Source organism: Streptomyces sp. NPDC045846, from assembly GCF_056431605.1.
Map to the genome: position 1 here is coordinate 488,105 of NZ_JBWKKJ010000004.1, position 12,203 is coordinate 500,307.

Annotated in this window: 14 protein-coding genes; 9 read left to right on the top strand and 5 right to left on the bottom strand. The window is 69.4% G+C overall.

Annotated elements, in window-relative coordinates; all coding sequences use genetic code 11:
* The first annotated feature begins 73 nt into the window (after nucleotides 1-73).
* From AC07F3_RS14390 to rplI, 3 genes are read left to right on the top strand one after another with little or no spacing between them, the layout of a single operon-like run.
* Nucleotides 74-655 carry a single-stranded DNA-binding protein gene (locus AC07F3_RS14390; protein ID WP_479113831.1) on the top strand — a complete coding sequence of 194 codons (582 nt, stop codon included), beginning with the start codon at nucleotides 74-76 and terminating at the stop codon, nucleotides 653-655.
* A gap of 43 nt (nucleotides 656-698) precedes the next feature.
* Nucleotides 699-935, top strand: coding sequence for a 30S ribosomal protein S18 (gene rpsR, locus AC07F3_RS14395; RefSeq protein WP_005315025.1), 237 nt, complete (start codon nucleotides 699-701; stop codon nucleotides 933-935).
* Between the two features lie 18 nt (nucleotides 936-953).
* Entirely contained in the window at nucleotides 954-1,400 is a 447-nt protein-coding gene (rplI, locus tag AC07F3_RS14400; RefSeq protein WP_114038679.1) for a 50S ribosomal protein L9, read from the top strand.
* Nucleotides 1,401-1,553: 153 nt separating this feature from the next.
* Here the strand turns inward: rplI and AC07F3_RS14405 are convergent, their stop codons facing one another.
* Nucleotides 1,554-2,903 (bottom strand): MATE family efflux transporter, encoded by a 1,350-nt coding sequence (locus AC07F3_RS14405; RefSeq protein ID WP_479113833.1) that lies wholly within the window; start codon nucleotides 2,901-2,903, stop codon nucleotides 1,554-1,556.
* A 423-nt stretch (nucleotides 2,904-3,326) separates the two neighbouring features.
* Here AC07F3_RS14405 and dnaB point away from each other — a divergent pair, with 423 nt between their 5' ends.
* The 3 genes from dnaB to AC07F3_RS14420 all read left to right on the top strand — a co-directional run bounded on the left by dnaB (nucleotide 3,327) and on the right by AC07F3_RS14420 (nucleotide 7,108).
* Entirely contained in the window at nucleotides 3,327-4,820 is a 1,494-nt protein-coding gene (gene dnaB / locus AC07F3_RS14410; RefSeq protein WP_114038681.1) for a replicative DNA helicase, read from the top strand.
* A 134-nt stretch (nucleotides 4,821-4,954) separates the two neighbouring features.
* Nucleotides 4,955-5,605, top strand: coding sequence for a class I SAM-dependent DNA methyltransferase (locus tag AC07F3_RS14415; protein WP_479113835.1), 651 nt, complete (start codon nucleotides 4,955-4,957; stop codon nucleotides 5,603-5,605).
* Nucleotides 5,606-5,704: 99 nt separating this feature from the next.
* Entirely contained in the window at nucleotides 5,705-7,108 is a 1,404-nt protein-coding gene (locus tag AC07F3_RS14420) for a serine hydrolase domain-containing protein (protein WP_479113837.1), read from the top strand.
* A 117-nt stretch (nucleotides 7,109-7,225) separates the two neighbouring features.
* Here the strand turns inward: AC07F3_RS14420 and AC07F3_RS14425 are convergent, their stop codons facing one another.
* Together AC07F3_RS14425 and AC07F3_RS14430 are read right to left on the bottom strand one after the other, a co-directional pair.
* On the bottom strand, nucleotides 7,226-7,678 hold the full coding sequence (locus AC07F3_RS14425; protein ID WP_479113839.1) for an N-acetyltransferase family protein: 453 nt from the start codon (nucleotides 7,676-7,678) through the stop codon (nucleotides 7,226-7,228).
* Between the two features lie 24 nt (nucleotides 7,679-7,702).
* Nucleotides 7,703-8,161, bottom strand: coding sequence for a MarR family winged helix-turn-helix transcriptional regulator (locus tag AC07F3_RS14430; RefSeq protein ID WP_479113841.1), 459 nt, complete (start codon nucleotides 8,159-8,161; stop codon nucleotides 7,703-7,705).
* A 136-nt stretch (nucleotides 8,162-8,297) separates the two neighbouring features.
* Between AC07F3_RS14430 and AC07F3_RS14435 the strand changes: the two genes are divergently transcribed.
* Together AC07F3_RS14435 and AC07F3_RS14440 are read left to right on the top strand one after the other, a co-directional pair.
* Entirely contained in the window at nucleotides 8,298-9,509 is a 1,212-nt protein-coding gene (locus AC07F3_RS14435; protein ID WP_479113842.1) for an MFS transporter, read from the top strand.
* A gap of 35 nt (nucleotides 9,510-9,544) precedes the next feature.
* A complete protein-coding gene (locus AC07F3_RS14440) occupies nucleotides 9,545-9,973 on the top strand; it encodes a GlcG/HbpS family heme-binding protein (protein WP_479113844.1) in 429 nt (142 codons plus the stop codon).
* An 83-nt stretch (nucleotides 9,974-10,056) separates the two neighbouring features.
* Here AC07F3_RS14440 and AC07F3_RS14445 read toward each other — a convergent pair whose 3' ends face one another.
* Both AC07F3_RS14445 and AC07F3_RS14450 read right to left on the bottom strand, forming a co-directional pair.
* Nucleotides 10,057-10,911 carry a GNAT family N-acetyltransferase gene (locus AC07F3_RS14445; protein WP_479113846.1) on the bottom strand — a complete coding sequence of 285 codons (855 nt, stop codon included), beginning with the start codon at nucleotides 10,909-10,911 and terminating at the stop codon, nucleotides 10,057-10,059.
* Nucleotides 10,912-10,916: 5 nt separating this feature from the next.
* Nucleotides 10,917-11,438 carry a DUF2269 domain-containing protein gene (locus AC07F3_RS14450; protein WP_479113848.1) on the bottom strand — a complete coding sequence of 174 codons (522 nt, stop codon included), beginning with the start codon at nucleotides 11,436-11,438 and terminating at the stop codon, nucleotides 10,917-10,919.
* A 131-nt stretch (nucleotides 11,439-11,569) separates the two neighbouring features.
* Between AC07F3_RS14450 and AC07F3_RS14455 the strand changes: the two genes are divergently transcribed.
* Complete coding sequence (locus tag AC07F3_RS14455; protein ID WP_479113850.1) at nucleotides 11,570-12,202, top strand: HAD family hydrolase; 633 nt, start codon at nucleotides 11,570-11,572, stop codon at nucleotides 12,200-12,202.
* Nucleotide 12,203 lies beyond the last annotated feature (1 nt).

The following is a 12,203-nucleotide window of genomic DNA, read 5'->3' on the forward strand; positions in this document are numbered from 1 at the left end:
CTTCCGCTCAGAGGTAATCGGGTCCGAGTAGCAACACAGCAGCCAGCAGCAATCCCCGCCGAGAGGTTCATCCATGGCAGGCGAGACCGTCATCACGGTCGTCGGCAATCTCGTCGACGACCCCGAGCTGCGCTTCACCCCCTCCGGTGCGGCCGTCGCGAAGTTCCGTGTCGCGTCCACTCCCCGCACCTTCGACCGTCAGACCAATGAGTGGAAGGACGGCGAGAGCCTGTTCCTGACCTGCTCGGTCTGGCGTCAGGCGGCGGAGAACGTCGCGGAGTCGCTCCAGCGAGGCATGCGCGTAGTCGTGCAGGGCCGGCTGAGGCAGCGGTCCTACGAGGACCGCGAGGGTGTCAAGCGCACGGTCTTCGAGCTGGACGTCGAGGAAGTCGGCCCCAGCCTCAAGAACGCCACGGCCAAGGTCACCAAGACCACCGGTCGCGGCGGCCAGGGTGGCTACGGCGGCGGTCAGCAGCAGGGCGGCGGCAACTGGGGCGGAGCCCCCAGCGGTGGCCAGCAGGGCGGCGGCGGTGCTCCCGCCGACGACCCCTGGGCCTCCAGCGCGCCGGCCGGCGGCAGCCAGCCGCAGAGCGGCGGCGGTGGCGGCTGGGGCGGAAGCTCCGGCGGCGGCTACTCGGACGAGCCGCCCTTCTAGGGCAGCTCGTAACCCCACTTCTTGATCACACAGGAGAAACACCATGGCGAAGCCGCCTGTGCGCAAGCCTAAGAAGAAGGTCTGCGCTTTCTGCAAGGACAAGACCGCTTACGTGGACTACAAGGACACGAACATGCTGCGGAAGTTCATTTCCGACCGTGGCAAGATCCGTGCCCGCCGCGTGACCGGCAACTGCACGCAGCACCAGCGTGACGTCGCCACGGCCGTCAAGAACAGCCGTGAGATGGCGCTGCTGCCCTACACGTCCACCGCGCGATAAGGGAAGGGTGACCGAAAAATGAAGATCATCCTGACCCACGAGGTCTCTGGCCTCGGCACTGCCGGCGACGTCGTTGACGTCAAGGACGGCTACGCTCGCAACTACCTGGTCCCGCGTGGTTTCGCGATCCGCTGGACCAAGGGTGGCGAGAAGGACGTCGCGCAGATCCGTCGTGCGCGCAAGATCCACGAGATCGCGACCATCGAGCAGGCCAATGAGGTCAAGGCCCAGCTCGAGGGCGTGAAGGTGCGTCTGGCTGTTCGCTCCGGCGACGCCGGCCGTCTCTTCGGCTCCGTCACCCAGGCCGACGTCGCTGCGGCGATCAAGGCTGCCGGTGGCCCGGACGTGGACAAGCGCCGCGTCGAGCTCGGTGCGCCGATCAAGACCCTGGGTGCCCACCAGGTGTCCGTGCGTCTGCACGCCGACGTTGTCGCGAAGCTTGGCGTCGAGGTCATCGCCGCCTAAGCACTGCACAGCACAGAGAAAGAGCCGTGCCCTTCGGGGTGCGGCTCTTTCTCTGCGTTTCACGTGAAACAGCACGGCGGAGACTGCTCGGCCGAGCAGCTGGGGCGGCGCTGTTTCACGTGAAACAGCCACCCGCCTCGTCGGGGTCGGTGGTCAGCGCGTGGCGCCGGTGACCAGCCAGCGGCCCGACCGGGCACGCCAGGCGAGAGTCAGCATGCGTACCGTCATCATCAGGGCCATGGCCCACCACAGGGTCGTCAGACCGCCGCCGAGGGGCGGCACGAGCAGGGCGACCGGAGCGAAGACGACCAGCGTCACCAGCATGGCGCGGGCCAGATAGGGACCGTCACCCGCCCCCATGAGGACACCGTCGAGCACGAAGACCACCCCTGCGACGGGCTGGATGAGGGCGACCACCAGCAGAGCGGGCAGCAGGGTGTGCTGGACGCCCTGGTCACCGGTGAAGAGCGGGATGAACAGCGGCCGGGCCACGACCACGAGCAGGCCGAGCAGGACTCCGAAGGCGACGCCCCACTCCACCATCCGGCGACAGGCCTGCCGGGCGCCCTTCGCGTCGTCGGCGCCGAGGTAACGGCCGATGATCGCTTGACCGGCGATGGCGATGGCGTCGAGAGCGAAGGCCATCAGGTTCCACAGGGACAGGATGATCTGGTGAGCGGCGATGTCGACATCGCCGAGGCGGGCCGCCACGGCAGTGGCGATCATCAGGACCGCACGCAGCGAGAGCGTGCGGACCAGGAGCGGTACGCCCGCCTGGGCGCTGTTCCTTATGCCCGCGACGTCGGGCCGCAGCGAGGCGCCATGACGGCGTGCGCCCCGCACGACCACGGTGAGATAGACGGCGGCCATCCCGAACTGGGCGATGACAGTGCCCCAGGCCGAGCCCGCGATGCCGAGTCCGGCCCCGTAGACCAGGCCCAGATTGAGGGCACCGTTGGCGGCGAAGCCGCCGATGGCGACGTACAGGGGTGTCCTGGTGTTCTGGAGGCCGCGCAGTACACCGGTCGAGGCGAGCACGACGAGCATGGCGGGGATGCCGAGGGCGGAGATGCGGAGATAGGTGATGGCGTAGGGGGCGGCGGTCTCCGAGGCGCCGAAGAGAGCGACCAGCCGCGGGGCGGTGGGAAGAACGGTGGCGACGACCGCGGCGCCCAGGAGCAGGGCCAGCCAGATGCCGTCCATGCCCTGGCGGATCGCGGCTCGCAGATCGCCGGCGCCCACCCGGCGGGAAACCGCGGCGGTGGTGGCGTACGCAAGGAAGACGAAGACGCTCACGGCGGTCGTGAGCAGAGGGGCGGCAATACCCAAACCGGCCAGTTGTGGGGTGCCCAGATGGCCCACGATCGCGCTGTCGGCCATCACGAAGAGCGGCTCGGCGACCAGGGCACCGAAGGCGGGAACGGCGAGGGACACGATCTCGCGATCGTGTCGGCGTCGGGAGGTCTGCCGGTCGTTCTCCGGCGCCCTGGGGGCCTGTGTCATGGCGTCAATCTAATCTTCCACAGGTAATGGATGCAATGCATTTGTGATCCTTACCTCTGGAGTCGGGTCCGGTTCGTGTGGGCGCCGGTCGCCACGATCTTGAGCCAGTCGGGAAAGTTTTTCTCCCCCACAGCCAGTGGATGGAGAAAGGCCAGGTCAGGGCCCTTGTTGTTGGGTCGCTATGACTTTGTCCACAGTGCTGTCCCCCGGTCCGTGCACAGGTTCCGGAGACTTCTCCACAGCATCCGGTCGTTCGTCCACATGCCCTGTGGATAACCAGATTGGCTGACGCCGCTCCCGGGCCTAACGTGGTCCGGCGCCCGACGCGCCGGAACCGGAGTCGGGCTACTCGTTTTGTCAGTGTCGTGCCGTAAAAAGAGTGGCACGGCTAGGTCCGCGGAGCGGACGGGAGGAGGTGGCCCGGTGAGCATTCCCGAGCCGTTGGACGAGCCCTGGGCCGACACCGGTCCGAGTGACCGTCTGCCCGTTTCCCGCCAGCGCGGCGACAGCGAAGGCCGCGGCCGTGGTCGTGGCAGAGGCCGCGACGACCAGCACGACCGTGGTCCGGACGACTGGGACGGCGGTTCCTCCGGCTTCGAGCGAGTGCCCCCGCAGGACATCGACGCCGAGCAGTCCGTCCTCGGCGGCATGCTCCTCTCCAAGGACGCCATCGCCGACGTCGTGGAGATCATCAAGGGCCACGACTTCTACAAGCCCGCCCACGAGACCGTCTACACGGCGATCCTCGACCTCTACGCCAAGGGCGAGCCCGCCGACCCCATCACGGTCGCCGCCGAGCTGGTCAAGCGCGGCGAGATCACCCGGGTCGGCGGTGCGTCGTATCTGCACACGCTGGTCCAGTCCGTGCCGACCGCGGCCAACGCCTCCTACTACGCGGAGATCGTCCACGAGCGGGCGGTGCTCCGCAGGCTCGTCGAGGCGGGCACCAAGATCACGCAGATGGGATACGCGGCGGACGGCGATGTCGACGACATCGTCAACTCCGCGCAGGCCGAGATCTACGCCGTCACCGAGCAGCGCACCAGCGAGGACTACCTTCCGCTCGGCGACATCATGGAGGGCGCGCTCGACGAGATCGAGGCGATCGGTTCGCGCAGCGGCGAGATGACCGGAGTGCCCACCGGCTTCACCGACTTCGACTCGCTGACCAATGGTCTGCACCCCGGCCAGATGGTCGTCATCGCCGCCCGTCCCGCGATGGGTAAGTCCACGCTGGCGCTGGACTTCGCGCGGGCCTGTTCGATCAAGCACAACCTGCCCAGCGTGATCTTCTCGCTCGAAATGGGGCGGAACGAGATCGCGATGCGTCTGTTGTCCGCCGAGGCCCGTGTCGCGTTGCACCACATGCGCTCCGGCACCATGACCGACGACGACTGGACGAGACTGGCCCGCCGGATGCCGGACGTGTCGCAGGCGCCGCTCTACATCGACGATTCCCCCAACCTGTCGATGATGGAGATCCGCGCGAAGTGCCGCCGCCTGAAGCAGCGCAACGACCTCCGCCTCGTTGTCATCGACTACCTGCAGCTGATGCAGTCGGGCGGTTCGAAGCGTGCCGAGAGCCGACAGCAGGAAGTGTCGGACATGTCGCGAAACCTGAAGCTGCTGGCCAAGGAGCTCCAGCTCCCGGTGATCGCGCTCTCGCAGCTGAACCGTGGTCCCGAGCAGCGCACGGACAAGAAGCCCATGGTCTCCGACCTGCGTGAATCGGGCTCCATCGAGCAGGACGCGGACATGGTCATCCTGCTGCACCGTGAGGACGCGTACGAGAAGGAGTCGCCCCGAGCGGGCGAGGCGGACCTGATCGTGGCCAAGCACCGTAACGGCCCGACCGCGACCATCACCGTCGCCTTCCAGGGCCACTACTCACGCTTCGTGGACATGGCTCAGACCTGATCCGGCCCCGACTCCGCCAACAGCCCCGGCCTCCTCCAAGCGGCCGACTGCGAAGCGGAGGCGGAGCTGCTGGGGACTGCGCCTCGGCGTGATCCCCGACTCGGTGTCAGCGGCCCCCAGTAGGGTCCCCGGCCATGACTGAACCGGACTTCGTGCAGGCGACTCGGACGGCCTACGACGCCATCGCCGTCGACTACGCCCGAGCGTTCTCCTCCGAGCTGGAGGCCAAGCCACTGGAGCGGGCCATGCTGGCCGCGTTCGCAGAGATGGTGGAGACGGCCGGCGGCGGCCCCGTCGCCGACGTGGGGAGTGGGCCCGGCAGAGGTACGGCCTTCCTGCACAGCCTCGGACTGGACGTGTTCGGGATCGATCTGTCGCCGCGCATGGTCGCGCTCGCCCGGGAGACGTATCCGGGCCTGCGATTCGACGAAGGCTCGATGACGGCACTGGACGTACCGGACGGGGCCCTGGCGGGCATCGTGGCCATGTACTCCATCATTCACGTCCCCCACGATCAACTGCCGCTGGTCTTCGGCGAGTTCCGTCGTGTGCTGGCGCCGGGTGGGCGGGTCCTGCTCGTCTTCCAGGTCGGTGACGAGTCCCCGCACCGTACGGAGGCCTTCGGGCACGCGATCGCGCTCGACCACCACTGGCGGCGCCCCGAGCCGGTCGCCCAGTTGCTGTCCGAGTCCGGGCTGACTGTGGAGGCCCAACTCCTGCGGGTGCCCGATGCGTTGGAGAAGGTGCCTCGGGCCGTCCTCATCGCCCACAAGCCCGGTGCGTGATCCCCGACCGCACGGCAGCACGACGCGGGTACGGGTGGTCGGGCGCGGCTCGCACGAAAAGCGGTCGACTGGGCGTGGGAGCGCGACTAGACCTTGGCCATGACCTCATCCCGTTCATCCACATCGCCGTCCCCCTTCGAAGAGCTGCTGCCCGCCACCCGACGCGCCCTCCTCCACCGCATCGCGGTCGCTCAGTCCGAAGGGCGGGCGCCCTCGCTCGTCGCGGCCGTGGCGCGGGACGGCCGGATGGTCTGGTCCGGATCGCGCACCTCCGTCGAGGGCCATGGACCGGACGCCGACGTCCAGTACCGCATCGGTTCCATCACCAAGACCTTCACCGCCGTCCTGGTGATGAGGCTGCGTGACGAGGGGTTGCTGGACCTCGGTGATCCGCTGGAGAAGCACCTCCCGGGCACCGCGGCGAGCGGAGCCACCGTCGCCCAACTCCTGGCCCACACGGCCGGTTTGGCCGCCGAGTCGCCCGAGCCCTGGTGGGAGCGCACCCCGGGCGGCCTGCGCCCCGAGCTCACCGATGTGCTGGGGGACCATGCCCAGCTGCATCCGGCAGGGCGGCTGCACCACTACTCCAACCCGGGCTACACGCTGCTCGGCTCTCTGGTGGAGGCGGTGCGAGGAGTGTCTTGGGAGGAGGCGCTGCGCACCGAGATCCTGGAACCTTTGGGGCTCGACCGCACCACGCTCCAGCCCGTGCATCCGCACGCGGGCGGCTGGGCCGTACATCCATGGGCCGATGCCCTGCTGCCCGAGCCGTCCGAGGACCTCGGTCTGATGGCCCCCGCCGGACAGCTCTGGTCGACTGCCGCGGACCTTTGCCGCTTCGCCGTCTTCCTCATGGAGGGCGACGAACGGGTACTGAGCGCTGAATCGGTGGCGGAGATGCGCACCCCCGCCGTCGCACCGGAGTCCGGCGGCTGGGACAGCGGATACGGGCTCGGCCTGCAGCTCGTCCGCAGCGGGGGCCGGGAGCTCGCCGGGCACACCGGCTCACTGCCCGGGTTCGTCGCCGGGCTGTGGGTGAGCGTGGCGGACGGGGTGGCCGCGATCGCCCTCTCCAACGCGACCTCCGGCCCGCAGTGCGGCACGCTGGCCGCGGATCTCGTACGGATCGTGGTGGAGGCCGAACCGTGCTTCCCGGAGCCCTGGCGCCCGCTTCCCGAGGTGGATGAGCAGCTTCTGGCGCTCACCGGCCCCTGGTACTGGGGCACGACCTCCTACGGGTTGCGACTGGCCGGCGACGGCGGCGTGGCCCTGGAACCGCTGCGCGGCACCGGCCGGGCCTCCCGGTTCAAGGCCGTCGGCGACGGCACCTGGGTCGGACTCGACGGTTATTACCGGGGCGAGACGCTGCGTGTGGTGCGACGGCCGGACGGCTCGGTGAGCCACCTCGACCTTGGGTCGTTCGTGTTCACGCGGGAGCCGTACGGACCCGACGCGGCGGCGGTGCCGGGCGGGGTGGACCCCGACGGTTGGCGCGGCGTCTGACGTTTCACGTGAAACGGCCCGGCTGCGGCTCCTGGGCGAACTCCGGTACGGCGTAGCGCACCTGAGCCGTGAGGCAACGGAGGTCGTGTTTCACGTGAAACACGACCTCCAGGCGGACTACAGGGCCTTTTTGAACCCGACATGTGAGGCCTCGAACCCCAGCCGCTCGTAGAAGCGGTGGGCGTCGGTGCGGGTGGCATCCGAGGTCAGCTGGACCAACTGGCACCCCTGGCGCTCGGATTCGCCGACGGCCCATTCGATGAGCCGGGTTCCGAGGCCACTGCCGCGCTCCGCGCCGTGGACGCGTACGCCTTCGATGATCGAGCGGGTCGACCCGCGCCGGGAGAGCCCGGGGATGACGGTGAGTTGGAGGGTCCCCACGATGTCGCCGCCGCGGTCCGCGACCACCAGGTGCTGGTTCGGGTCGCCGGCAAGCCGGTCGAAGGCCGCGCGGTACGGCGACAGGTCGTGCGGCGTCTCGCGCTGGGCGCCCAGCGCGTCGTCCGCGAGCATCGCCACGATCGCCGGGATGTCCTCGGGCCGCGCAGGCCTGATCTCAAGATCGCTCATGGTCTGGAGCGTACGCCCGGCTTCTTAGACGGGGACCCGGAGTTCCTCGACCGCACGGACCAGGGGCGCCAGCTCCGGGCTCCGCGCTGCCTCGTCCAGCGCCTCGCGCAGGGCCTTGTCGTTGGTGGGCCGGGCCTGGGCCAGCAGGGCGAGACCGGATTCGGTGACGTCGGTGTAGATGCCGCGCCGGTCGGTGTCGCAGAGGTACCGCGTGAGGAGACCACGGTCCTCGAGCCGGGTGACGAGCCGGGTGGTGGCCGACTGGCTGAGGACCACCGCGTCGGCGACCTGCTTCATCTGGAGGTGGCCGCCCGGGCCGCTGTGCTGGCGGCTCAGGACATCGAGCAACGAGTACTCGCGCACGCTGAGGTCGTGCCGAGACTGCAGGGCGCGCTCGATGTGGCTGTCGATCTTGCCGTGCAGCAGGGAGAGCGCGCACCAGCCCTGGGCGAGGGCGGTGAGTGCGGGGTCCGTCGCGGTCATGCGTCTGTCCTCCGTCCGGAGCGGCTTGATCTCAGGATAGTCCACGAATGCAATAGCCCGCGTTTGCAATTAATCAGCGTCTGCAACTATTGTGGACGCTCGTAAGGAGCTCACGCAATCTCTGGAAGGTCATCCCATGCCACTCGCGCTCCTAGCCCTCGCCATCGGGGCGTTCGGTATCGGCACCACAGAATTCGTGATCATGGGGCTGCTCCCGGAGGTCGCCGGAACCTTCGGTGTCTCCATCCCCACCGCCGGATACCTGGTCAGCGGTTACGCGGTCGGCGTGATGCTCGGCGCTCCGCTGATGACCGTCCTGGGCACGAAGATCAGCCGCAAGCGGATGCTGATGCTGCTGATGGGGTTCTTCATCGTCGGCAACGTGCTCTCCGCGGTCGCGCCCGTCTTCGGGCTCATGCTGGCCGGGCGCATCGTCGCCTCGCTCGCGCACGGCGCGTTCTTCGGCATCGGCTCCGTCGTCGCGGCGGACCTCGTCGCCCCCGAGAAGAAGGCCGGGGCGATCGCCATGATGTTCACCGGCCTCACCGTCGCCAATGTCGTGGGCGTGCCGATCGGCACGCTCGTCGGCCAGCAGGTCGGATGGCGCGCGACGTTCTACGTCGTCGCGGCGCTCGGTGTGGTGGGTCTGCTCGGCGTCGCCAAGCTCGTCCCGGACGTGCCCAAGGCCGAGGGTGTGCGGCTGCGGCACGAGATCGCCGCGTTCCGGAACGTCCAGGTGCTCCTCGCCATGGCGATGACCGTGCTCGGCTTCGGCGGAGTGTTCGCCGCGATCACCTACATCACCCCGATGATGACCAACGTCGCCGGCTACGCGGACACGTCCGTCACCTGGCTGCTCGTCCTCTTCGGGCTCGGCATGGTCGCCGGGAACCTCGTCGGCGGCCGGTTCGCCGACCGGGCACTGATGCCGCTGCTCTACGTGTCGCTGTCCGGACTCGCCCTCGTCCTGGCCCTGTTCACGGTGGCAGCCCACGACAAGGTCGCGTCCGCCGTCATGGTCTTCCTCATCGGCGCCCTGGGTTTCGCGACCGTGCCCCCACTGCAGAAGCGCGTCCTCGACCAGGCGTCGGGCGCTCCCACCCTGGCGTCCGCCGTCAACATCGGCGCCTTCAACCTGGGCAACGCCCTCTCGGCCTGGCTCGGCGGCATCGTCATCGCGGCCGGGCTCGGCTACACCGCGCCCAACTGGGTCGGTGCGGTACTCGCCGCGTCGGCCGTCGTGCTCGCCTTCGTCTCCAGTGCGCTGGAGCGGCGCACGGGTGCGGGCAGCCGCCTCGTCGCGGGCGCCGCTCCCGAGCCGGTCCGGGCCACCGTCGCCCACCGCTGAATCAACTGCCCCGCACCATCAAGGAGTTACCCCTCATGACCACCACCCTTGCCGTGTCCCCGCTCACCACCCAGGATGCGGAGGCCCTCGTCGACGCGGCCCGCGTGGCCGCCGAGGCGGCCGGAGTCACCGTCGCGATCACGGTCCTCGACGCGGGAGGCCACCTGCTCGCCTTCCGCCGGGACGACCGGGCCGTACTGATAGCCGGGGAGACCAGCACCCGCAAGGCGTACACGGCGCTTCAGCTGAACGCCCCCACCGCCGACCTGGTGGACGCGGTCCAGCCCGGTGGTCTGTTCCACACCCTGCCGACAGCCCTCGACCGGCCGCTGCTGTTCATCGCGGGCGGTGTCCCTGTCCACCGTGATGGCCGACTGATCGGTGCGATCGGAGTCGGCGGGGGTGCCCCCGACCAGGACCACGGTTTCGCGAGCGCGGCGGTGGAGGCCCTGGCCCGGGCCTGATCGCTTTTGGAGTCCGCCCTCAAGTGCCTGCGGAATGGCGGCGCTTGGGGCGGCCCAGGCCGTTCCTGCGGGGTGCGGCTCGGTCAGCCCGCCGCCACCGTCAGGGGCGCGAAGCGGCGGGTCCAGTCGCCGGGGAGCGCCGGGATGCCACGGGTCATGACCGCGTTGAAGCCGACCGGATCCATGCCGGAGGCCTTCAGCCAGTTCAGCAGTTCCTCGTGGCGTACATCCACATCCGTCCGCAGCGGGCGGTCCGTGCCGGCCGCCAGTGAGGCCACCAGGGCCTTCGCGGTCTCCGTGTCGCGGGCGATCAGCGGGCCCACCACGTGCGTGTTCATATTGGGCCAGGCGGCCGCGAACCCGATCAGTCCGGTGGAGTCCTCCGCGACCCGGAGCTGGTCGCAGAAGGCAGGCAGGCGGGCGATCATGTGCGTGCGGTCCTGACCGAAGACCTCGGTGTCCAGCCGGAGGATCCGGGACAGGTCGTCGGCGGTCGCCGGGCGGGTCGCCACCGTCGGGGCCGGGCCCGACGGCTGGAAGTGACCCCTGACCATCTCGGCGCGGCCGGTCGTCTCGAAGCCCAACTCCTCGTACAGCGGGCGCCCGTTCGGCGTCGCGTGGAGGGTGAGCGGAGTGCCCTCCAGCTCACGCAGAACGTGCTTCATCAGACGGCGTCCGACACCCTGACGCGCGAAGCGCTCGGCAACCAGGACCATGCCGATGGCCGCGAGACCGGGCCCGTACGAGGTGACCACGCAGGCGGTGACCAGGCCCTTGCCGTCCGGGGCATCGATCCCGTAGCCGGTTCCCGCCGCGAGCAGGAGTCCCCACTTGTGCTCCTCGCGCGGCCAGCCCCGGTCCTCGGACAGGTCGGCACAGGCGATGAGGTCTTCGGTGGTCAGTCGGCGCAGGGGGAGCTCGGCGAGCGGTGAGGGCATGTGGGTCAGGTTGTCTGACGCACCCGCGCGGCGTCCACCACTTTCCGGTTCTCGGCACGGTACTTCCGGCCACGGCGCGTCAGCCCCCAGGGCTTGAGCACCGAGATCGCCGTCATGAAGAAGTACGCACTGGAGGAGACGACCGGGGCGGCCACCAGGCTGGTGTCGGGCACTCCGGCCGCGACCGCGCGGTTGATCTCCGGCCGCAGCAGGAAGGCCGACAGGCAGAGCGTGATCAAGGTCAGCCAGAACTTGGTCCACACCCAACGATGCCGGGCGAGCCCCCACCGGGTGCCCAGCGACAGCACCAGCCCGGTGCCCAGCGTCAATACAGCGATGGGCACCACGATCCAGTCGCCGAAGACCTTCATGGCGCGGTAGGCGGCCTCGGTCATGGCGGCGGAGTCCGTGGTGCACGCGGTGACGCCCAGCGCGAGCAATCCGATGGTGAGGCCGAGCCAGCTCACCGACACCGCGACATGGGCGACCAGCCAGCCGCGGCGGACGGGCCGCCGGAGATGTTTCACGTGAAACGGCGCGCGGCTCGGGCGGCCGAAGGCGGGGCGAGGGCTCTGTTTCACGTGAAACAGAGTGCCGAGGGGGGCCGAGGCAGCGCGTCCGACAGGGGGAGTAACCCCACGTACTAGCCTCGGCGTACATGACGAGACTTCACCTCTTCGATCTCGACGGAACCCTCATACGGGGATCCGCCGCGCCGGTCGAGATATCCAGACAGCTCGGACTGCTGAACGAGATCGGCGAACTGGAGCGGGAGCTGTCCACGGGCCGGATCGGGCCGCCCGAATACGCGGTGCGTGTGCACGGCCTGTGGTCCGGCTTGACCCCGGCGCATGTGGTGACCGCCTTCGACACCGCCCCCTGGCTCACTGGGATCCAGGACGTCTGGCGGGAGATCCGCGAGCAGGGCGACTACTGCGCCGTCATCTCGCTCTCCCCCTCCTTCTTCGTGGAGCGACTGCTCGGCTGGGGCGCCCACGCAGCGCACGGCTCGGTCTTCCCCGATGTGCCGTTCACCCGGCCCGTGGACCTGGCCGGAATCCTCAGCCCGGCCGCCAAGGTAGGCGTCATGAACCGGCTGTGCGCCGAGTTCGGCGTTGCCCCCGACAGCTGCGTGGCGTACGGGGACTCGATGTCCGACGTGGACCTCTTCGCCGCGGTACCCGTGTCGGTCGCGGTCAACGCGGACCACCACCTCGGGGGCCTGGCCACGCGCACGTACACGGGTGGCGACCTGCGTGAGGCCTACGCGCTGGTCCGCGCCGGGGCCTGAG